Annotated in this window: 16 protein-coding genes; 3 read left to right on the forward strand and 13 right to left on the reverse strand. The window is 31.0% G+C overall.

Translation table 11 applies throughout. The features are described 5' to 3' along the window. Positions 1 to 92: 92 nt before the first annotated feature. From AC1Q8L_RS27520 to AC1Q8L_RS27545, 6 genes are all read right to left on the reverse strand, one after another. Positions 93 to 800, reverse strand: coding sequence for a Crp/Fnr family transcriptional regulator (locus tag AC1Q8L_RS27520; protein ID WP_000342564.1), 708 nt, complete (start codon positions 798 to 800; stop codon positions 93 to 95). 354 nt (positions 801 to 1,154) lie between these two features. Next, complete coding sequence (gene rd / locus AC1Q8L_RS27525) at positions 1,155 to 1,319, reverse strand: rubredoxin (protein ID WP_000759867.1); 165 nt, start codon at positions 1,317 to 1,319, stop codon at positions 1,155 to 1,157. Positions 1,320 to 1,344: 25 nt separating this feature from the next. Then, positions 1,345 to 2,559 carry an NAD(P)/FAD-dependent oxidoreductase gene (locus AC1Q8L_RS27530; RefSeq protein WP_000414246.1) on the reverse strand — a complete coding sequence of 405 codons (1,215 nt, stop codon included), beginning with the start codon at positions 2,557 to 2,559 and terminating at the stop codon, positions 1,345 to 1,347. Between the two features lie 21 nt (positions 2,560 to 2,580). After that, positions 2,581 to 3,816, reverse strand: coding sequence for an FprA family A-type flavoprotein (locus AC1Q8L_RS27535; RefSeq protein WP_492339539.1), 1,236 nt, complete (start codon positions 3,814 to 3,816; stop codon positions 2,581 to 2,583). Between the two features lie 146 nt (positions 3,817 to 3,962). Then, positions 3,963 to 4,670 (reverse strand): class I SAM-dependent methyltransferase, encoded by a 708-nt coding sequence (locus tag AC1Q8L_RS27540; RefSeq protein WP_098312140.1) that lies wholly within the window; start codon positions 4,668 to 4,670, stop codon positions 3,963 to 3,965. Positions 4,671 to 4,766: 96 nt separating this feature from the next. Further along, entirely contained in the window at positions 4,767 to 5,492 is a 726-nt protein-coding gene (locus AC1Q8L_RS27545) for a YwiC-like family protein (protein WP_000766867.1), read from the reverse strand. Between the two features lie 542 nt (positions 5,493 to 6,034). Between AC1Q8L_RS27545 and AC1Q8L_RS27550 the strand changes: the two genes are divergently transcribed. Then, positions 6,035 to 7,900, forward strand: coding sequence for an anaerobic ribonucleoside triphosphate reductase (locus AC1Q8L_RS27550; protein ID WP_001065549.1), 1,866 nt, complete (start codon positions 6,035 to 6,037; stop codon positions 7,898 to 7,900). Further along, positions 7,897 to 8,346 carry an anaerobic ribonucleoside-triphosphate reductase activating protein gene (nrdG, locus tag AC1Q8L_RS27555; RefSeq protein ID WP_000867051.1) on the forward strand — a complete coding sequence of 150 codons (450 nt, stop codon included), beginning with the start codon at positions 7,897 to 7,899 and terminating at the stop codon, positions 8,344 to 8,346. Before AC1Q8L_RS27550 ends, nrdG begins: the two co-directional genes overlap by 4 nt. Positions 8,347 to 8,479: 133 nt before the next feature. On the opposite strand, the gene AC1Q8L_RS27560 is transcribed toward nrdG, so the two are convergent. The 5 genes from AC1Q8L_RS27560 to AC1Q8L_RS27580 all read right to left on the reverse strand — a co-directional run bounded on the left by AC1Q8L_RS27560 (position 8,480) and on the right by AC1Q8L_RS27580 (position 16,129). Then, the gene (locus AC1Q8L_RS27560) at positions 8,480 to 9,598 is read right to left on the reverse strand and encodes a TIGR04053 family radical SAM/SPASM domain-containing protein (protein WP_071714099.1); all 1,119 of its coding nucleotides are present in this window, start codon (positions 9,596 to 9,598) and stop codon (positions 8,480 to 8,482) included. A 218-nt stretch (positions 9,599 to 9,816) separates the two neighbouring features. Further along, positions 9,817 to 9,978, reverse strand: coding sequence for a Spo0E family sporulation regulatory protein-aspartic acid phosphatase (locus tag AC1Q8L_RS27565; protein WP_002099070.1), 162 nt, complete (start codon positions 9,976 to 9,978; stop codon positions 9,817 to 9,819). Between the two features lie 179 nt (positions 9,979 to 10,157). After that, on the reverse strand, positions 10,158 to 12,755 hold the full coding sequence (adhE, locus tag AC1Q8L_RS27570; RefSeq protein ID WP_492339540.1) for a bifunctional acetaldehyde-CoA/alcohol dehydrogenase: 2,598 nt from the start codon (positions 12,753 to 12,755) through the stop codon (positions 10,158 to 10,160). A gap of 251 nt (positions 12,756 to 13,006) precedes the next feature. After that, entirely contained in the window at positions 13,007 to 13,315 is a 309-nt protein-coding gene (locus AC1Q8L_RS27575; RefSeq protein ID WP_001176238.1) for a hypothetical protein, read from the reverse strand. A gap of 1,122 nt (positions 13,316 to 14,437) precedes the next feature. After that, complete coding sequence (locus tag AC1Q8L_RS27580; protein ID WP_098312139.1) at positions 14,438 to 16,129, reverse strand: hypothetical protein; 1,692 nt, start codon at positions 16,127 to 16,129, stop codon at positions 14,438 to 14,440. A 1,102-nt stretch (positions 16,130 to 17,231) separates the two neighbouring features. Here AC1Q8L_RS27580 and AC1Q8L_RS27585 point away from each other — a divergent pair. Further along, positions 17,232 to 18,899 (forward strand): helix-turn-helix domain-containing protein, encoded by a 1,668-nt coding sequence (locus AC1Q8L_RS27585; protein WP_098312138.1) that lies wholly within the window; start codon positions 17,232 to 17,234, stop codon positions 18,897 to 18,899. A 70-nt stretch (positions 18,900 to 18,969) separates the two neighbouring features. Here the strand turns inward: AC1Q8L_RS27585 and AC1Q8L_RS27590 are convergent, their stop codons facing one another. Further along, positions 18,970 to 19,407: a hypothetical protein gene (locus tag AC1Q8L_RS27590; RefSeq protein WP_071714094.1), complete on the reverse strand. Its 438-nt coding sequence runs from the start codon at positions 19,405 to 19,407 to the stop codon at positions 18,970 to 18,972. Position 19,408: 1 nt separating this feature from the next. Beyond that, positions 19,409 to 20,596, reverse strand: a complete 1,188-nt coding sequence (locus tag AC1Q8L_RS27595; protein ID WP_000157615.1) for a ParM/StbA family protein — start codon at positions 20,594 to 20,596, stop codon at positions 19,409 to 19,411. Positions 20,597 to 22,245 lie beyond the last annotated feature (1,649 nt).

Raw genomic sequence — 22,245 nt, forward strand, 5'->3', positions numbered from 1 at the left:
CTCATATATAATGATTTTAAGAATTCATATAATTAAAATACTTACTAATTTGTAATAACTCCTCTTTTATATTCTGAGAAAGGGGTCTTTTGTCAGAAACTGATAAGTCTTCTAATAGCTAACTGATTTTTTATTATTATTTTCTTATTTCCAACAGAGGCCATGAGCCCTAAACTTTCAAACTTATTCAATTTACGACTAATAGTCTCTCTTGTTACCCCCGCATAATTTGCCAATTCCTCTCGTGTCAATGGCAAGTTAATAAGTATTCCATCCTCTGTACTTTTGCCATATTTATCACAAAACTCCAATAGTATATGAGCAATTCTAACTTCAGGATTGTTTGTCGCTAAATTTTGCACTAAATTCTCTATCTTAGCTAAACGTTTTGTGACAACTTTTAACAACTTTAATGCAATACTTGGATTTCGTTCCATTATATAATCCATATTTTCTTTTTTTAGCATACAGATATGAGTATCTTCTATAGCATATGCACTAAAATTACTTTTTTCATCATAATTAAATATATTTAATTCACAAAAGGATTCACCACTTGTTAGTATATGCAATATTTGCTCTTTCCCTTGAAGAGTTAGTGTACATAGCTTTACTTGTCCACTATTAATAATAAATAATGTATCTGATTTATCTCCCTCAAGAATTAATGGCTGACCCTTTTTAAACTTCCTATGTTTTGTCATTGAAGCTATATTACTAATTTCCTCTTCGGAAAGGGTCTTAAAAATTAGTACTTTTCTTGGGCAAAGCTCTCTTGATTTTTTATGATTATCGTCCATATTTTCTCACCTTACTTTAACTATAGAATTAAAAATATAATGATATCCAAGGTTATTATAGACATTTTTATCAAATATTGCAGTGACCCCAATCACAACTATATGTTTATAAAGACAGTGATATACACTATCTTCATAAACATATTTTGAATATGGCATAGAAAAATAAGGCCCTGAGGAGAAAGGGTGGCGCCAGGGCCCTATAGAGTGTACCGAAAATGGCTGTATCGGTATAAGTATCTGCTACATAACTATTATAGGATTTTTCAAAGAATATTTCTGTGACCAGAATCACATTCAAAAATATAAAAAACAATGAGAATACTGTGCAGTATTCTCATTGTTTTTTCCTTCTTATTCATCTAGTGGTGCAAAATGATTTTTATCTTCTCCGCACACAGGACAAACCCAGTCCTCTGGTAAATCTTCGAAACTTGTTCCTGGTTCTATATCCTCATCTGGATCCCCTACCTCTGGGTTATAAATATATCCACATGGTAAACAAATGTATTTTTTCATGATTTCCTCTCCTTTTTGTACAGCTTTATATTTTTTCTTTTAACTTGCTCATTATTTCACTTATGTTTGTATTTAATAAATCTATTCCTTCTAACGATACATGCTTTTCAATCGCAGATTTGTAAGGAATAGATGCCGCAACTCCTTCTAATGAAATCACACCGACTATTTTATTATCCTTAATAAATAACCTTGTATACTTCTCCTTACCGTCTTCTTCAACAATTGTTGTATCACATTGCTCTTCATTAACAACTCCAATTGAAAATAAAGATACATTGAATGCGTTAAAAATAGTAGTTGGAATTTCTTTTTTATAAATAGCAGTTTTAGAGACCATATTACTACCTGCTACTCTTCCTTGTTCCAAGGCAGTCCCCCATAAGCCTTCAATTTCATTATTTACTTCTGCAACATCTCCCGCAGCGTATACGGAGTCTATATTTGTTCTCATCTCCTCATCCACAACAATTCCTCTATTTAATTTAATAGCCGTATCATGTACAAGTTTAGTGTTCGGAGTAACGCCAATTGAGTAAACAATACTATCACAATTAATTTGAGAATTGTCGTTCATCTTTATGCCAGTTACAGATTCTTTCCCGAGAATAGAATCAATAGAAGTATTTAAATACACCTTTACTCCTTCCTTTTCAATTTTTCGTTTCAAGAGAAGCGAAGATTTTGTATCTAATTGTCTTCTCATTAATAAAGGAGCTACTTCTACAATGGATACCTTTTTACCAGCTTTCAGAATAGACCATGCTGTTTCTAAACCTTGTACACCCCCACCAATGGTCACAACACTTTCTTTGTCCTCTAAATGACCTTTAAGCTCATCTGCTTCTTTCATGTCCCTAATAGTAAAAATATTTTTTTTATTAATTCCATTTATCTCTAATCTTCTATTATTCGCTCCTGTACAAATTAATAGTTTATGATAAGAAAATACCGCTTCATTGGATGTAACAATAAATTGCTCATCTGTATTAATTTTTACCACCTTTGTATTTATAAAAACTGATATGTGATTATCTTGATACCACTTTTTCTTTTTAATTAACACTTTTTCACTGTGTAAATCTGAATACAGATCCTTTGATAATTTAATTCTTTTATAAGGTAGTAATGGCTCTTCACCAAAAATAAATATATTTGATCCTTTATCGTACTCTCTAATAGTTTTAGCGGCATTTACAGCAGCTACACCACTCCCAATAATAACAAAATTCTTTTCCATGTTTTCACCTCCATTTTTCTATTAAATAGAACTCAATAATAAATCTGTAACAAATGTTGTTGCATGTTGGATTTTCTTTACTTTCCCCTCATCTTTTGGAGAGAATCTAATCCGAATAGGAAATTCAACATGAGTCATACCTGTAGATTGGATAACTTTTGATGTGCTTTGTACATTCATATTTGTTTCATTGAGGTAATCTTGTATCACTTCAATTGCCTCTCCACTCCAACCATATGAACCGAATGAAGCTGCAATTTTTCCTTCTAGGTTCATTTCTGTCATTTCTTTTAAAATTTCTTCTAAATTACCAATCATATCTGCATATCTAGTTGAAGATCCTATGAAGACTGCATCTGCTTCTTGAATACTCTTTAAAACCTCTGATTTTTTTGATTTATCAGCGTTAAATACTGTTACATGAATATTATCTGCTTCTAAAGTTTCTTTAATAATATTTGCCACTTTTTTTGTATTATTTTTAATTGTTGTATATACAATTGTTACTTTCTTATCTTGATTCGTATCTCTACTCATATCCGCATATAATTTAATATACTTCTGTATATCCTGACGTAAAATGTAGCCATGAGATGGTGCAATCATTTGTATATCCAAATCTTTTAGAGCTTCTATTAATGTTCTTACATATCTTCTATGTGGATGGATAATGGCATTATAATAACCAATAAAGTCTTCCGTAATATCTACATTCGCTTTATCACTGAAAATCTCGTCATTTGCTATATGAGTACTAAAAATATCACAAGGAAATAAAATTTTATCCTCTACACAGTAGGTAATCATTGTTTCTTCCGTATGAAGATATGGTGTTTCTTTAAATTTTAATGTTTTTCCACCAATATCTAATGTATCACCGTCTTTTACTATTAAAAACTTTCGATTATGCAGCTTATACATCTCTTGTATTTCTGGTACTGCAATTTCTGTACATACAATCGTTGCATTAGTAGCTCTTGATGCTAATGCTGCCAATCCCCCTGAATGGTCGGGCTCTGTATGATTCACTACGATATACTGAATTTCTTGTGGATCAATTAATTTACTTAATGATTCTACAAATTCTCTTCCAAACTCTATATCAACTGTATCAATCACTGTTGGTTTTTCCGTTTTTAGCAAGTACGCGTTATAAGTTGTTCCTTTTGCTAAGATTAAACGATGAAATGGAACTTCTCTATTATCAACTTTTCCTACCCAATATATATCTTTAGTTAACTGAATTTCTTTGCACATATAACTCAATTCCTCCTCAATCAGATTCGATTTACCACTGAATTATATAAACTTTTTTATAATTAAAAGAGGACTAGAATCACATTTTAAAAAAATTAATAAAAAAACACCTGAGTAACAGCTTTCTACTCAGGTGTTTTTAAAATTTATTTTGTTGCTACAATTACTAATGCCGGACCATCAAGTGAATATATTTTTTTATCAAAATTAGCGTAAGTTTCTACTGACTCAAATCCACAATCTATTAATATGGGAAGTAATTGTTTTTTTGTAATTGGATATAACTCTATACTATTTGAGAATTCTTCACCACATGTATTTAATGTTACAGTAAATAGCACCTTTGTTCTCTCTATTGCATAATCTCGTTTGAATGAGAAATGTTCTTTCTTAATTACTGGAAATATGAAATTTTTTTGATTTAATACTTTTTCATAGTTTACAATTTGAACTATGAACTTTCCATTTTTCTTAAGTTTTTTAAAAGAGCTTTGAATAAAATCAGTAATTTCCTGTACATTGTCTAAATGAACCAACGTATTTCCAATACAATAAATACCATCAAATATCCCAGGTACATCGTCTATTTGCTGCATTCTAAGTGTATTTACAAAAAGTCTTCCCCTATGGGTTTTAGCCTTCTCAGAAATTTTATCAGCCATTTTCTTCTCTGGTTCCATCGCAGTTACAATCATTCCTTTTTCAACTAATGCATTAGCCACATTCCCTGTTGCCGCACCTACATCAATTACGGAGTCCCCCTCTTGTAAATAAGAAGCAATAAAATTCACTTGTTTTTCATTTCCCGGAAAAATTTCATCATAATACGGCATTAATTTTTGGTAAAAAGTCATTATTTATACACTCCTTTCTACAAACAGTATTGAAGAAAACATTAACACAATATCATATATAAATATAATATAAACAATATAAATCATTATTAGTCTTTACGAGATAAAATATTTAAATACTATTATTGTTGTAATAAAAACGTAAATAGCATTTATACTCTCTAAAATCCCCACCTTTAAGATTGAAATATTCCTTCCATACAGTACTATAGACCGTATCAAACTTGGGATAAAAATAATGGTAATCGTTGGTGATAAAATAAGCGTAACAATCACAAGTAATAAATGGTACCACCATGACAGAATGCGATACGTTGGATTCTTTTTTTCACGTATCATTGTTTTTACATAAAACGTACTTCCTATAAAATATAAAAATGTTATAGTCGCTATTATCAATATATTTTTATCGACTGTTTTCATTGTGAAGTAATAACTTATAATGCCCCCTATACAAAACAAAAGAATTGCACATACATCATTTAATAAGGCTCGTTCATTTTTTTTGCTAGAAAAATAAATGTTTATACAAAAAAACGGGAGCATAATAATAGAAAAATAAACTATACGCCATTCATAACTAAGAGCAATAGCTGTACATATACAAGCCTCACCAAAGTAAAGAAAAAAATAATATAAATAATACTTCTTTCGCGGCTGTTTTACATACATTAATAAGGGATATGTAGCTACATACACAAAAAACCACGCTAACAAAAGAGGTATATGATACCATGTCCATTTACCAGTTAAAATACCTAAAACAAATGGAATAAGCAGCATTCCCCAGGCTCCATGCTGCTTTGGAATAATTAACTTCATTCTTCCACACCTCACATTTAATTTTTTATCAAAATGTTACGTAAGAATGATAATAAGTAGCATATATATCATTAAATTTATAGATAAAAAACTTTACCAGTGAGAGAATCCCCCCACTGGTAATCATACTCCACCAATTTAGGGAATACCCATCCCAAATAGTAAAATATAATGAATTTCTCATACTCACTCTTCCCTTATAAGATAAACTATGTTTTTAAAAAATACTGTGAGTGAAATCACTGCATTCTATTTTTATACCTTTTATTTTATAGAATAAAACATTCTTCATTGTGTTTTTACTCTCTATTGATAACCTCACTCTTTGAACCTAAAACAAAAGAATTTTTATCTATAAATAATTAAATCATTCTATATCTTTTCATTTTTTATGAGCAAGATAATACGATAAACTTCTAGATTTAATCTCTTCTAAATAGAAAACATCACATACTTCATTTATTAGTACCATTGCAGAAATAAACTATATATAGTATCATTTATCGATGTTGAGTACTATATATTGAAAAGGAGTGAATTTAATGAACAACTCAGACAATGTAAAACAGCAAAAAAATACTTTATGGACAACTTTTGATAAAATTATAAACAGTAACGATCAAGACTTAATGCAAGAAAATGCAAATGTTGATGGTCGATCTCCAATGGGAATGATGGGAACATTTGCATCAGAGAGCGCAAAACTTTATGTAAGGGAACATTTGCTTTCTAAACAAGTAAAACAAGCTATTAATCAAAATATTTTATACCCACACGATTTAGATTTTTATGCAACAGGAACAACCACTTGTTCACAAATTCCTTTAGCACAATTGCTGAAAAAAGGGTTCCACACTGGACATGGCCATATGAGACAACCACAAGATATTAAAAGTGCATTAGCACTCTCGTCTATTATTCTTCAAGCTAATCAAAATATGCAGCATGGTGGGCAATCTCTTGCCATGTTTGATATAGATTTAGCACCATATGTGAGGAAAACATTTGAAAAAAATAAGAAAAAGTTAAAAGACTATCCGCTAACAAAGGAACAAATCGAAGTGTTTGCATGGAAAGAAACAGAAAACGATACATATCAAGCATGTGAAGCATTTATTCATAATTCCAATAGTATGCATAGCCGTGGTGGTGGACAAGTTCCGTTTATTTCAATTAATTACGGAACAGATACATCAAAGGAAGGAAGGCTATTAATTAAACAATTACTACAGGCAACACAAGCGGGATTGGGAAAAAGTGAAACTCCTATTTTCCCCATTCAAATTTTCAAGTTAAAAAAAGGTGTGAATTTTGAAGAAAAAGATCCAAATTATGATTTATTTGAACTTGCATTAGAAACAACAGCAAAGCGATTATTCCCTAACTTTTCATTTTTAGATGCGCCATTTAATGCAGCGTATTATAATGGGCACCCAGAAAGTGAAGTATGTTATATGGGTTGTCGTACTCGTGTGATGTCTAATATTCATGGTGAGGAGACAGCAATTGGCAGGGGAAATCTATCATTTACCTCTATTAATCTAGTAAAATTGGCTTTAATAAATGATTCAAAAGAGGGATTTTTCGAATCGTTAAATCATTATATCAAACTTGGCATTCGTCAATTGCTAGAAAGATATTCATATCAATGCACAAAAAAGGCAAGAGACTTTCAATTCCTATATTCACAAGGGATTTGGCGCAATGGAGAAAAACTACAACCGGAAGACTCAGTTACTGAGATTTTAAAGCAAGGAACATTGAGCCTTGGTTTTATTGGACTTGCGGAATGCTTGGTTGCCTTAACAGGAAAACACCATGGGGAAGATAAAGATTCATGGCAACTTGGAAAAGAAATTGTTACCTTTATGAGAAATAAAATGGACCAAGCAACAGAAGAACATTGCTTGAATTTCACTTTAATTGCAACTCCTGCCGAGGGACTATCAGGGAAGTTTATCAAAAAGGATTGTGCTGAGTTTGGAACTATTACAGGTGTAACCGATCATGATTACTATACAAATTCATTTCATATTCCAGTTTATTATCCTATTCAAGCAATTAATAAAATACGTTTAGAAGGACCGTTTCATGCTCTTTGTAACGGTGGTCATATTACGTATATTGAACTAGATGGGGCGGCAGCGCATAATCAAATGGCTTTAAAACAGATTGTTCAAGCAATGGCACAGTATGAAGTAGGATATGGTTCAATTAATCACCCAGTGGATCGTTGTAAATGTTGTGACTATAATGGAGTGATTGAAAATGAGTGCCCTAGCTGTGGAAATATAGAAGATCATCATATTGAAAGAATTCGCCGTATTACTGGATATCTTGTAGGGGACATGTCAAAATGGAACAATGCAAAGCGTAGTGAAGAAGCAGATCGTGTGAAACATAAATGAAGGTAATGAATATTATTCATGATAGTGTAGTAGATGGTGAAGGATTACGGACAGTTGTGTTTTTTGCCGGTTGTCCGCATCATTGTTTAGGTTGCCATAACCCCAAATCATGGAATCTTTATAATGGTACCGAGATGAGTGTGAAAGAAATTATAAAAGAAATTTCCACAAATCCTCTAACTGATGTAACATTTTCAGGTGGTGACCCATTTTTTCAAGCTATCGAGGTCAAAGAAGTTGCAAAGGCTGTAAAAAGTTTAAACAAAAATCTTTGGATTTACACTGGCTATACACTAGAAGAGATACAAAACTCACAAAACAAAGATATGATTGAGCTGTTACATTATGGAGATGTTTTAGTTGATGGAAGATTTGAAATCAAAAAAAGAGATTTGACTCTTCCATTTCGCGGAAGCTCAAATCAACGTATTATACGCCTAAAATAAGTATAATTCCCTTGCTTTTTTTCAATTATTAGTCATCACTAACCCAGTATTTATGAGCGGAAAGTGTCTGCTCATAAGTACTGGAAATATACAATAAAAAAATTTATAATACAGGTTAAAAAAAGAGACATGCTCAATTCTTACACTTTTTCCGCAATGCTTTTGGAACATATATACAAAAAGGTTCGCTTTCCATGTAATCCCCCGTCATCGCAAATGCCCTAGAACGAGATCCCCCACAAACATATCGAAACTCACAAACACCGCATTTTCCTTTATAATTGTCTGGATTACGAAGACTTTGAAAAACAGGAGAGTTTCGATAAATTTCAGCTATCGGTGTTGATTTAATATTCCCCGTTTTAATTGGCAATAGCCCACTTGGGTATACATCTCCAATATGAGAAATAAATACAACTCCATTTCCATCATTTACTCCTTTTGGAGCGCGTCCAAATTCATTAACTCCGTCCGTCATCCCTTCCATCAATACATCTCTATATTGAATAATTTGATCTATCTTTTTAATTCCCTTCATTTTTTCTTGAAGAACAACGCGTCTATAGTGCTGAGCAGCTGTGGTTTTTATATCAAAAGAAACAGTTTTACTAAGCTGATATAGCCAGCGGAACACTCTTTCATGTTGAATTGGTGAAATCATATCTTTCTCTTTACCACGTCCTGTTGGGACTAAGAAAAATACACTCCACAACACACAATCTAATGCTTCTACTAAATTTGCCATATCTTTAAGTACACTCAAATTATAATTAGAAACAACTGTATTAATTTGAATAGGGATTTTTAATTCATTTAAATGATGAATTGCATCCATTGTTAATTTAAATGACCCCTCTGTTCCTCTAAAATGATCGTGTACTTCAGCTGTTGGTCCATCTATACTAAATGCCCATCTAGCAATCCCAACATCTTTTGCTTTTTTAATCGCTTCTTTAGTAACCTTTGGAGTAGCACTGGGGGTAATGGAAACCCGAATACCTTTCTTCACCGCGTATTCAGCAATATCATATATATCCGAACGCATTAATGGATCCCCACCAGTAAAAACCAGCATCGGATTATCCATTTCATATATATCATCAATTAGTTTTTTTCCTTCTTCTAATGTTAACTCAAAAGGATCGCGATAATGCTGAGCTTCAGCACGACAATGTAGACATTTTAATTCGCATGCTCTTGTTAACTCCCATATTACAATAAATGGGTTTTTATTATAATCACGATTTATCAAAAAGAAAGCCTCCCATCAACTTACATACTATATTGTAAAATTATATGTGCATTTATGTTGTGAGATTTATCACGCATAAGTTTTTAGCATTTAAAAAATCCCTCCTAAAATAGATGAAATTAAGATAAAAAAGCACTCTCCTATTTATAGGAGAGTGCTTTTTATTTTAAAAATATCTTAAATATTTATATTTTATTTCTTTTTTATATAAATTCGATTTACTTATTATTTCTATTAGATTTCATCAAATCATCTAGTAATAAATCTAATTCTCTACTATAACAAATTACCTTTTCATGAGTGAATCCATACTGCTTAACAAGCGATATTAATTCCTCTTTTTTTTCAATTACTTGATTTAACTTCTTATAATTAGACATAGCTTTGTACACTCCCATCTTACCTACATACAGGTCATCTAGGCAGCATTTTTGTTAGATGTTCTATTTAAAACAATGCTGTTTATAATATATATTTCCCCTTAACACCCATATACAATATATTTACAAATATCAAATACAAAATCTATGAACTTAAAAAGTTATACCTACTTAACTTATTACACACCTTTATATGCTTGTTTATAGACTTCTTTTAATTCTGAAATCAATGGGAGTTTCGGATTTGCTGGTGTACATTGATCTTCAAATGCTCTTTCCGATAAGACATCCACAACATTTTCAAATGCTTCTTGTTTTACTCCTTGTCCTGCAATACTCATATTAATATTCAATTCTTTTCCAAGGCTGATAATTGCTTGTACCAAAGATTCTACCCCTTCTTCTACTGTACTTGCTGGCAACCCCAATGTTCTTGCAATATATGCATAACGTTCATCTGCCACAAAATGCTCATATTTTGGGAACAATGCATGTTTTCTCGGCTTAATAGCATTATAGCGAATTACATGCGGCATTAAGATTGCGTTAGCGCGTCCATGTGGAATGTGAAATTCTGGTCCAAGCTTATGCGCCAAACTATGATTAATACCAAGAAATGCATTTGCAAAAGCCATACCTGCAATTGCAGAAGCATTATGCATTTTCTCACGTGCTTCTTCATCATTTCCATTTTTATATGCTCGCGGTAAATATTTAAATACTAGATCAATGGCTTTTAAGGCCAATCCATCTGTATAGTCATTTGCCATAATAGACACGTATGCTTCAATTGCATGTGTTAACACATCCATTCCAGTGTCTGCTGTTACATGAGGTGGCACTGTCATTACAAACTGTGGATCAATAATCGCTACATCTGGTGTTAATTCATAATCAGCAAGTGGATATTTTATATTATTTTTTTTATCTGTAATAACCGCGAATGGTGTCACTTCTGACCCTGTTCCTGATGTTGTTGGAATCGCAACAAATTGTGCTTTTTGCCCTAATGTTGGAAACTTACATGTACGTTTTCTAATATCTAAAAACTTTTGTTTGATTCCAAAGAATGTTGTTTCTGGATATTCATAAAATAGCCACATTCCTTTTGCTGCATCCATTGCTGAACCTCCGCCCAATGCAATAATTACATCAGGTTTGAAGCTTCTCATCATCTCAGCACCCTTGAATACTGTTTCATCTGATGGATCTGGTTCTACCTCTGAGAAAACACCTACTTTTACATCATTTAAATGCTGTTGTAAGTAATGTGTAACTGTGTCCACATATCCCAGGTCTACCATTCCTGGATCCGTTACAATGAATGCTCGTGAAATGTTTGGCATCTTAGCTAAATATTGTGTCGCATGTTTTTCAAAAAAAACCTTAGGTGGTAATTTGAACCATTGCATATTATTTTTTCTATTTGCCAAACGCTTTACATTTATTAAATGTGTAGCTGTTACGTTTTGGGAAACAGAATTCTTACCATATGATCCACAACCTAATGTTAAAGATGGAATAAATGCGTTATATATATCACCAATCCCACCTTGTGCTGACGGTGAATTTACAATAAGACGACAAGCTTTCATTCTTAAACCAAATTGTTTTTGTACTTCTTTATTTGTAGAATGAATAACTGCTGAATGCCCTAAGCCACCCAAATTTAACATTTCTTCACAGTATTTAAATCCTTCTTCTCGTGAATTTGCTTTGATACAAGCTAATACTGGGCTCAATTTTTCACGTGATAGTGGATATTCTGCACCCACTCCCTTAATTTCAGCTACAAGTATTTTTGTATCTTCTGGTACCTTAATGCCTACTAATGAAGCAATATAATGTGCTGATTTCCCAACAATATCACTATTTACTGCACATGTATTTTCATTAATAACAAGCTTCTCTAATTTTATTCTCTCTTCTTCTGTAACAAAATAACAATTGTTGTCTTGCATTTCTGTTTTTACACTATTATAGATTTCCTTATCTACAATGATTGCTTGTTCAGAAGCACAAATCATACCATTATCAAATGTTTTTGATAAAATTAAATCATTTACAGCTCGTTTTACATGTGCTGATTTCTCTAAATAACAAGGTACATTCCCAGGTCCTACTCCTAAGGCCGGTTTCCCTGTAGAGTATGCTGATTTCACCATTCCAGCACCTCCGGTTGCAAGAACAAGTGCAACCCCCTCATGGTTCATTAATCTTTTTGTTGCCTCAACAGAAGGTTTTTCGATCCATTGAATGCAATTTTTCGGTGCCCCTGCCTTAATTGCAGCAGCTCTTAAAATTTTAGCCGCTGCAACAGAGCATCGCTGAGCAGATGGATGAAAAGCAAAAATAATTGGATTTCTTGTTTTCATTGCAATAATTGCTTTAAACATAGTTGTTGAAGTAGGATTCGTTACTGGTGTCACACCAGCAACTACACCTACTGGTTCGGCAATTTCAATGACTTCTTCATGTGGATCTTCATGAATAATTCCTACAGTCTTATCTTTTTTTATGCTATGCCAAATATATTCAGTCGCAAATATATTTTTTGTACATTTATCCTCATACACACCTCGACCAGTTTCCTCTACCGCCATTTTTGCTAATGGCATATGTTGATCTAATCCAGATAGTGCCATTTCATGAACAATATGATCTACTTGCTCTTGCGTATAAGATTCCATTGCTTTTAGTGCTTCTTTTCCATTTTCAACTAAAGTATTAACAACTTCTTGTACATCATTTTCATCTTTAATTACTACGTTGACCATTGCTTGTACTTCTTTTTCATCTGTCTTGTTTGTCATATTAAAGCCTCCAGATCACTATAAAAATAGATTTAAAATGTTGGAACTTATTGTTTTCATCTTGCCTATTAAGTAAATCCTTAAAACATGTGAAGCATTTCACAAGTAATGATATGAAATTTTCAACTACTCCCACTATACATGAAATGACTATTTTTTATTGTGTATTTTTTGTGAAGTATTTCACAAATATTTATAATAATTCTAATCAATAATTACTTATTTACACCATCAATATATACAATTACATTCTCAGTTGTATTATTTCTCAATTCAATGTACACCTCAGCATTAAAATACAATATTTGTTGATGCCTTAATATCTCAATTTCATTATCAATTATAACCATTGTTTCACCGAAAACTGCATAGATACATATATCCTTGTTCAAATATTTTGGTATGACAACATTACCTGACGGATTAATGAAAAAAAATGATGGGAATGTATTTTCAGTTTTATTAATAATTGTTTTGAATACATCATCATTTAACCCCATAGGTGTTACATTTTTTAGTTGCATAAATATCACTCCTATTCATGTATAAAAAATTTAATAAAGTATAATAAATTTATACTCTATTTTTACAAACTTATAGCTAGGATCTTGACTTTGCCTATAAGTTTATAACTATTAATTTCCTAAAGCAATAGTAATTCATCTTCTTGTAAAGGACTATTAATTTGTTATAGTATGTAAATCTCTTTGTTGTGATAACTCTACTAAAGAAGACACTTAACACTTATATGTAATTTATCTAGTAGTATTTTATGTGTATAGTAGTTATAAATTTTTATTAATAAATTTTGAAAACATTAGTATATATATAATATAAATTATTTTTTTATTTAAAAATATTTTGTTTGTCCCCATCCTCTCTAAAATATTCCCCCTTTTCTTAAAATCTTATATAAATATATATCTTATATATATTAAAAATATAAAGATAAAACTTTTATAGGTTCATAAAATATAGAATAAAGCCTGCTATGACAATGTTTTTAACATACCCTACTGTAAAAAATCATAAATGGTATGTAATGGGAGTGTAAAAATAGACTTTGTTGTACCATCCTTTCTACATAAAATCATAAAATAATACCACTATTCCTACATAAAAAATGAAGAAAAATAATTCACTGATAAGTATATTTATTCAACCGTAAATAAGAAGATATTCTCGATAGTTGTCCCCAATTTGTAGTTATTTGTACACAATCTATACACAAGGATCATAATTTAATCCACTTAATTCAGTTATTCATATTTAATCACATAAAACTTGATGAATTTTAGTAGATTTACTTATAGAACCTTTATATAGCAACAATAGTATGATATTTTTATTCACAAATGATACTTTTTATAAACATATCCACTAAAAATTTAATTTTTCTTATGATTTTATGTAGAGTAAAATCTCTAATTATATAGGTATTGGATACCTTTTCAAGTTACTATTGTGGAAATTAAGAAGGATGAATAACTTTTATTGTATAGAAGTGCATAAAAAAAGACTCTATTTTCAATAGAATCTTTTAGAAAAGTATATAAATGTATCTAATAGAAAGACTTTGAATGATAGAGCCAACACGAATAGCCCTCTACTTTGATTTTTTTTCAAATATAGAGAGCTGAAAATGATTACATTTCTTCCATTACTTTTAATACCTGTTCAGTTGATGTTACTTGAATTCCAGTACGTATCAGCTTTTCCAAGGCACGTATAAAGGTAATTAAATTTATGCTATCAGGTACTTCAATTACCCTTAGCTTTTCTTTTGGTAATTTATCTATCTTTTCAATGAACAATTCACGTACATCGCTAGGAATAAAGCGTTCCTTATGTCCTTTTATTTTTAAAAGTTCACGCATTTCTATTTCTAAAGCCATATAAGCATTTAGATTTGCACCTTGTTCATAAGCGTATTTTCTAAATAATGTTTCTTCTTGATATCTTAGATAATTACGATGGTAAGATTCCTCTGTAACAGGTACGGCAAATTTGTTCTTTAATAACTCAAATGTTTTACGGAACAGCTTCTTGATGCTTCGGCGAGAGTATATAGAGAAATGCAATCCGAAATCAAATATAGCTTGTTCTTTTTGTTTTGCGGGTACGTGCTGTGTAATAAGAGGATAAACCCCTTCTTTAGCTGCGGTATCAAGAATATGATACTGTGATGTTTGATTCAATAATTTTTTCAGTGTATATACTAACTTACTTGGATATTTTTCAGTGCGATCAATCATGTCACGCAAACTATGTATTACACTACGGATTTGTCGATGACAGGTATTTTTAAGTACATGAATAAATTTATTCATGTCTCGTGTAAATTCCCCAATATGCATTTCTTGTAGTGTAGATTCAATAAATCGAGCTTTACGGGCATACGTAACCTTTGGAGTAAAAGGATCACGATACTGTAGTTCGCCTGATTCTTTTCCACATAAGAAGTCTGAATGAATAGATAAAAATAAAGTCGTGTATTTTTTCTTGTTTTGAACCCCTTTTTGTAGTTTACAGATTTTGAATAGTGGAGTTCCTGTACAAGGCAATACAGTCGTTAGTTCTTTCATAACTGCACGAATTTGATGTGGATACTTCTTATGTAGAAAGCGGTACATCCCACCCAAGTGAGTCTTATTACCTCTTTCATCCTGTTTGTCTAAAGAACGTTTTAATGTAGTTTCTCTATGCTGTTGCATAGCAATATCTAAGAATAGCTTCTTAGATGCTACTGAAAGTTCAAAGAAAGCTTTTGTAAAGACTACAGGACTAATGTAAACATAAGGATTTGCTTTTTCTGTTTCTTCATTCATAAAATGAGTTATTTTAATTGTGTATCGACTATCTAATTCATTTTCAATCGTAATAATGTTATGTAGGCTTAATTTTTTTAATGCAATATAGAATTGAGAATGCTGTATACATGCCAATTCTTCTTTGTATTGCTTATAGTCTTCCCAAAGCATATGTACTGTTACGTTTGGAATAATACCATTTGTATAGCATTTTTTATGTAGATAAAGGAATACTTCAAGATCTGCATTTGTAATACCGTACAATCTATGTTTTCTTCCCATTGTCTTTGAAATAGTATGACGTGAAAAAGATGGCTTTGCCTGTGCAACAAATCCATCGATATCCGCAATACGTTCTTCATACGACATTTGATTAATAATATCTTCAAGGTATGTATCTTTATAGCTATAGTATTTTCCTTCCAATGCATCAACAAGTGCTTGCCAAGATTTTAATGTAACTATAACCGCATTAGTAGATTGTCCATTTAGACTACGTTGATTACGAATAACAAATGATTTGCTCATCTTTTTCACCTCCTATACAAATTAAAATATACATATCCGTACAATATAAAATATACCGATTTTAATTATAGCAAATCAAAATTCGATGAAATGGGCCCCTTTAAGAGCAAACATGAAAAAATGAAATGTACGTTAATCTCTTTCATATCAAGGGGTTTCGGGTTTTGTTCTATTTTTTTTATGGACATGATATCACTATGGATTTTCATGTTCCGAATAAACAAGAAAATGAGTTATAAACTGCTAATAAACGTTGTTCTAATGGGATTGGAAGCTTATTTTCACAAAAATATAAGGGACATGATAGAGCTGTGGATTTTCATATTTCTATTTATTACAATTCACATGAAAATCGTTAATAAACATTGATGTTAAAGGGATTTATATGAAATCTGGCATTTATAAAAGGAACATGATACCGCTAGGAGTGATTCATCTTTTCAGATAGAAAGGGACATGATGCCGCTATAAATTTTCATGTTTTATAATCCCCTGAAATTTGAGAAGATGTGGTATAAATGTATGGTATATAAGGGATTTAAGAGGATTTATGAAACACGAAAGGGACATGATACCGCTATAAATTTTCTTGTTTCATACCTTGAATATAGAAGAAACCCTTTTGTATCAAGGATAGAAAAGATTATGAAAAAATATATAGTTTAATTTCATGAAACATTTTAGGCTGGATTTTTTTCATGTTTTAATCAAAAGGGACATGATACCGCTATAAATTTTCACTTTGTATGCAAAATTTAATGAGTGTTACCATATATACAGCGAAACTGTTAAAACATGAATAACCTAGCTTTTTCATGTTTAGTCAAAAGGGACATGATATCGCAAAAGAATTTCATGTTTCAGCTAATCCCTTGAAAAATATTGGTTTTCATATAACGTCTTACCTTTTCCAAATGGATACAGTCTTGTATAATCAGTAAAAGAGGTGGTTATAAGCATACGTGCTAGATTATCACTAAGGGATGGTTGGATAGAACTTACTGTATTCTTTTTTATTTTCATGAATAGGAACATCATAAGGCTATATAGATTTAAGTTTAAATCATTCTCAATTGTAAATTAAATAAGGAGAAGGATGTATATGGATAATGTTCTACAATTGTTTAAAGATGCATTAGTAATATCAGCACCTATCTATAAACATAATGAACAATTGTGGTATAAATGGAATGCTTATTACTTAGAAGTTAAAGAAGATACTAGTAGGATCGTAACTTCGGACTATTTTTCCCCATCATTTTCAATGCTTGTACAGTGGCTTGAACAGCAACAAAAAAAGGGAATCTCCTCTTTGGAAATATTCACCAACATAGAATCTTACCAAATTGAAATTGATGTGGCGATAGGATTATTTGTGGAGCAAGAGTTTTCAAGAGCTAACAATGAAACCTTGCAGCAACCAAAGGAATCTAATACAGGTTTAGAGCATGAGAATTATTATGAAGTAAATAATTCTGCGGTTTATTATAAATTAAGAGATGGTATAGCAAAGAATCAATTTGAAGAAGATGAAAATACAAAGTTGAAATCTTATCCAATTGAAACGAAAGATAGTAGTGGAGTTGCACAACTTTCTTCACATAAGGATGAAGATTTAAGATTAATAAATATTGAAGAAGCTGCTCGTTGGAATACATTGGTTGATGGTGTAATGAGTAATATGGATGATTTAACTGCGGACTGTCTAGATGCAATTACTATCCAATGGTTAAATGAGGCAAAGTCCCCTGATGAATTCATAGACTTTTCATATAATCAGGTATTAGAAATGTGTAGCATACCTAAGGCAAAGGCAAATAACACAGAATATTATCGAGCAGAAGATAAAATAAAGGTTGCTAAACGTATTGCTGCCTTAGCAAGTATTTTTATCTATTTAAATGATGATAATGAGGTAGTTGTATTAAATGATCGAGCTGAAGCAGGTAAACATTATGAAGTAAAGCGAGAAGTTATTAAGAGGCTTTTTGTATTAGATTCTGTGGTACTCTGGAGAGATACTAACACTAACGAATATATGGGGATAGAATCTTGCAGGATTAAGCCAGGGAGCTTCTTATCAAGTTATTTATATGGTTCTAGTAGTACAACGGCACTATTATCAAAAAAAGCGTTAGAATATAATAGTTATAGACATAAATATCATAAGAGGTTGATTCGTTATTTAACTTGGCAGTGGAGAATTCGTCAAATGTTCTCTAGTTTAAAAAGGCCTTACTCTATAGGAGGAGATAAGGGATTACTGGCTGTCATGGGTATAAATCAAAATCAAAAGCCAAATCGTATCCGTGAACAGTTAGAAAATGTTCTTATTGATTTAGAGAAGGAAAAGGTAATATCACATTGGGAGTACAGTGAAGATTTAAAAGAGGAAATGTTAACAAAGAAGAATTGGTTTAAGAACTATTATGCTCAGTTAGGTATAATAATTTTACCGCCGAAAGAATTAATGAATTCAATAGAAAAAATAGCGAAGAAAAAAACAGTAGAGATCATACAAGAAGATTCTCCAGTTAAAATAGAAAATAACACTTTAGATGTTGATGATTATGAAAATTCAATTAGAGAAAAAATATCATTCTTCCATATGAATAAAAATATTACAATGCGAGAACTTTCAAAAGAAATAGGTATATCACAACCTACCCTTTCTAGGTTTTATAATAAGAAAACAAAACGCCTTTCAGGCACGGCTAAAGATAAATTAAATCAGTGGTATAAAAGACAAATTATTATCGATAAGATGTAGAAAAAGCTTAACTCCATGATAAAAAAGAGTCCCTAAAATAGGGACTCTTTTTTATCATGGAGTAATAACGCTAGTTACCAAATAAATTGGCCGTATCCAGATCTTCATATTCATCTTTTAGTACTGCTTTTTCAGTTGTTGATTCATTTTCTATATGTGTATCTTTAGAAGTAGAATTCTTTTCAGTAGATGAGATTATTCTATTTGAATCAGCTACCTCTTCTTCAATTGCTTGGCTTTCTTTTTGAATAGTAAGGTTTGAATTATTTAAAAGTATACGCTTAACATCATTTAAAAAGTCTTTATCTTGAAGTAAAATTTCTTTTTGCATTTGTTGCTGTATCTTATAATCAGCCACGTCTTGTAAACCGTGTTTATCAATAAAATAGCAAACAAGTTTATACAAAGAATCGGCTATATTGCTTTGTGACTCGAACCATTTAAAGAATTCTTCATTCTCAATCTTCTTGAGGTTCCAGAAAAAGGATTCTCTTTTTTTGTCGGACATACTATTTCACCTTTTTTCGAGAAAGAATTTTCTTGATAATTTGCATCCCCTTAGCATTCATATCTACAGCGTATTTCTCTGGAATCCACAATAAGTACATTCCAACTCGTTCACAATACTCTAATAATTGATTATATAATTCATCTTTAAAAGTAATACTTCCCCCACCATACACACATAAAACTTCAGCTTCACTGGCTGTATTGTTTACATATTTTTCATCTGTATCTTCTAGGATTAGTTCAGCTTGTTCCACTTTTGTAATATTAAAGTGGGTTGTTGCCTCTTCATGGTATTTATGATCTATATCTTGAAGAATTTGAGAGAATTGTTGGCGTTTAATGTTTGTGCCACGTTCTTGATTTAATAATTTTACAGCTTCTTCTGTAGCATGACCGACACCACGTCTTTCACCGCTACAAGCATCAATTACTGGGTTCACGCCAACTGTATAGATATACTCAGTTGTTCCATCCCCAATATCAGAATGTAGAATCTTTTTGTTTTTAAAGAAAGAGCCGTCAATTTTTTTGATTTCAAGTTTTTTTGCATATAGTTTAGTGAAATCAGTAAACATCTCCTCTTCCCCTTCAAGAATTGCAAATAACGGAGGAACACCCTCTTGTGTAATGTTTGCACTATTAAATGTTAAGCTAACCGTTACCTGCTCTTCTCCTACATAAACCACTACAACATGATTTGAATTAGTAAAACGCTGTTCTAAATGTTTAGCGTTTACGGGTGTCCATTGGCTTGCTGGGATAGCTGAAATAAGGTCGACAGTCACATTGATTGATTGTGGTAGTTCTTCTGTGCGTTCCCATTCAAGTTGAACTGATTTGTTTGCAATTAATCCTAGCATATTAATTAGAGGCAAATCATCATTGTATTTTTGACCGACTTTAATGTTCATGTTTTTAGGATTTTTCCCTGTTAACATCGCTCGATTACCAATGAAATACATTCCGGATCTTCGAATTGATTTACTAGCAATATTCACGAACATATTATCTACTAAATTAACTACGTTTTTTTGGATGTTTGTCTCTGTAACATTAGGCATTGAGTAAACACTTTGATATACATTTTTCATTTTTATGTATTCACCATTGATGTAACCTTTAAATGAATCGTTCCCAATATCACCTTCTATGTCTATATGAAGAGTTTTGCCTTTTAAACTTGCCATTATACATCACCTCTATGAAATTTATTTCTAATTTATATCTAATAAATATATTATAACCTATAAAACCTTTAATAACAAGGGTTTTATAAGGTTTATGAATAAAAAAAATATAATTAAAATATAAAATAGATATAAAATAAATATAAATTAGATAAAAAATCGAGATGTGTTGAGTTATCTCGGGATATTTCTGATCTTTTATATTTTTTAGATATATATTATATATCTAAAAAATATACATAAAATATAAAAAGCGTTATTGGTGGGAGGAATACGTTTGTCGAAGATGCCTTTTAAAATATTATGTTGTTTCTATGGTTTATGGATAGACTATTGATGATATATTTTGGGGATCCAAGGGATATCTAGTGGAATGAGGTATACATTTTAATCAGGGGAAAGAAAATTAGAATGCAAATAAGATTAATTACGAATATGACTTATACATACTTGAATAGTTAAAATGGTTAGCCGAATAAACGTTATAAAGGTGTTATTTCAGTGTTTGATATTATGTGAACGCTAGGCGTTATTAATGCGTTAAACCCCTCTATATCAATGATTTCAATGTTTTTTATAAACCAATAGCTGATAAAAGAAATGAGATTGGAAGATTAGATGTTTTTTTGTGTAGTAACGCATTGAAAGACGGTTTTAAACTGAGATCTTTATTATAGTAAGTTTGTTTTTGGCTATTTTGATGATAACTATAACTAAAAGACTAAAAAGTAGTATGCAAATTAACTCTCTACATATCAAGTTACAATATGTATTTTTGTTGTATATGTTCTATTTGTATTTGCAGCACTCCTTTAAAAGAATAGAGAATCTATGAAATTTGATTCGAATATAAAAATTAAACAGGATTAATTACAGATTCATATATATTTGCTAAACAAACGTTATTATGGTGTTTATCTGGCGAACTTAGCAGATGAACACTAGGCGTTTTTAAAGCGTTAAACATTGTAATAGCAACATTTAAAGGTGGTTTTAAAGAGAAAATGGTTTACGTAATGATAAAACCTATAAATTTATTTTTCGAGCTCAATAATAAAAAAAGTAGTTTATATAGGCTGTAAAGAATTTCAATTGAAGTATTTCTATATAAAAAATCACATAGATATCAAAGTAGTCCCTACATACATACTTAAATCATAGTGGCAATATAAAGCTATGTTGAAAAGGTGTTTTTTAGGAGGTTCATTGGTAACATACTTTGAAAAATAAAACTACTTTCTGAAGCAACTAATATAATATGATTTGGGATTGGATATATATCTAGGGTGTTAATCGGTTTACATACTTTTACTGTTTATAGTAGGAATGTAGTAAGTGATTCTCCGTGAACGCATAGCGTTCACGGAGAATCACAGGAATGCTGGCTTAAAGTTTAAAAGTAAGATATTTAAATAGATAATGAATAACCTTTAGTGCTCTTGTTTTATTTTTGAAATTAACTCTAAATTTTTATGGTAAGACATCAAATTTTTTAACCAAAATTATATATTTAAGTTTCTTAAGTTACATTAAATACAATAGTTTTATTATATGAACGTTTTAGAAGTGTTATTTAGGCGTTGTTATTTTGTAATGGGGCCTACTTGAATCAATTTTTAGTTGCATATTTATATATTAATTAATTCGAT

This window comes from Bacillus sp. GW823-FHT06A11 (assembly GCF_058795355.1).

Bases quoted from the DNA above. Each gene is read 5' to 3' on its own strand.
- AC1Q8L_RS27590 (WP_071714094.1), bottom strand. From the start codon at position 19,407: ATGTCCGACAAAAAAAGAGAATCCTTTTTCTGGAACCTCAAGAAGATT.
- AC1Q8L_RS27545 (WP_000766867.1), bottom strand. From the start codon at position 5,492: ATGAAGTTAATTATTCCAAAGCAGCATGGAGCCTGGGGAATGCTGCTT.
- AC1Q8L_RS27565 (WP_002099070.1), bottom strand. From the start codon at position 9,978: ATGTCTAATTATAAGAAGTTAAATCAAGTAATTGAAAAAAAAGAGGAA.
- AC1Q8L_RS27595 (WP_000157615.1), bottom strand. From the start codon at position 20,596: ATGGCAAGTTTAAAAGGCAAAACTCTTCATATAGACATAGAAGGTGAT.
- AC1Q8L_RS27530 (WP_000414246.1), bottom strand. From the start codon at position 2,559: ATGGAAAAGAATTTTGTTATTATTGGGAGTGGTGTAGCTGCTGTAAAT.
- AC1Q8L_RS27585 (WP_098312138.1), top strand. From the start codon at position 17,232: ATGGATAATGTTCTACAATTGTTTAAAGATGCATTAGTAATATCAGCA.
- AC1Q8L_RS27540 (WP_098312140.1), bottom strand. From the start codon at position 4,670: ATGACTTTTTACCAAAAATTAATGCCGTATTATGATGAAATTTTTCCG.
- AC1Q8L_RS27550 (WP_001065549.1), top strand. From the start codon at position 6,035: ATGAACAACTCAGACAATGTAAAACAGCAAAAAAATACTTTATGGACA.
- nrdG (WP_000867051.1), top strand. From the start codon at position 7,897: ATGAAGGTAATGAATATTATTCATGATAGTGTAGTAGATGGTGAAGGA.
- adhE (WP_492339540.1), bottom strand. From the start codon at position 12,755: ATGGTCAACGTAGTAATTAAAGATGAAAATGATGTACAAGAAGTTGTT.
- AC1Q8L_RS27535 (WP_492339539.1), bottom strand. From the start codon at position 3,816: ATGTGCAAAGAAATTCAGTTAACTAAAGATATATATTGGGTAGGAAAA.
- AC1Q8L_RS27575 (WP_001176238.1), bottom strand. From the start codon at position 13,315: ATGCAACTAAAAAATGTAACACCTATGGGGTTAAATGATGATGTATTC.
- AC1Q8L_RS27580 (WP_098312139.1), bottom strand. From the start codon at position 16,129: ATGAGCAAATCATTTGTTATTCGTAATCAACGTAGTCTAAATGGACAA.
- AC1Q8L_RS27520 (WP_000342564.1), bottom strand. From the start codon at position 800: ATGGACGATAATCATAAAAAATCAAGAGAGCTTTGCCCAAGAAAAGTA.
- rd (WP_000759867.1), bottom strand. From the start codon at position 1,319: ATGAAAAAATACATTTGTTTACCATGTGGATATATTTATAACCCAGAG.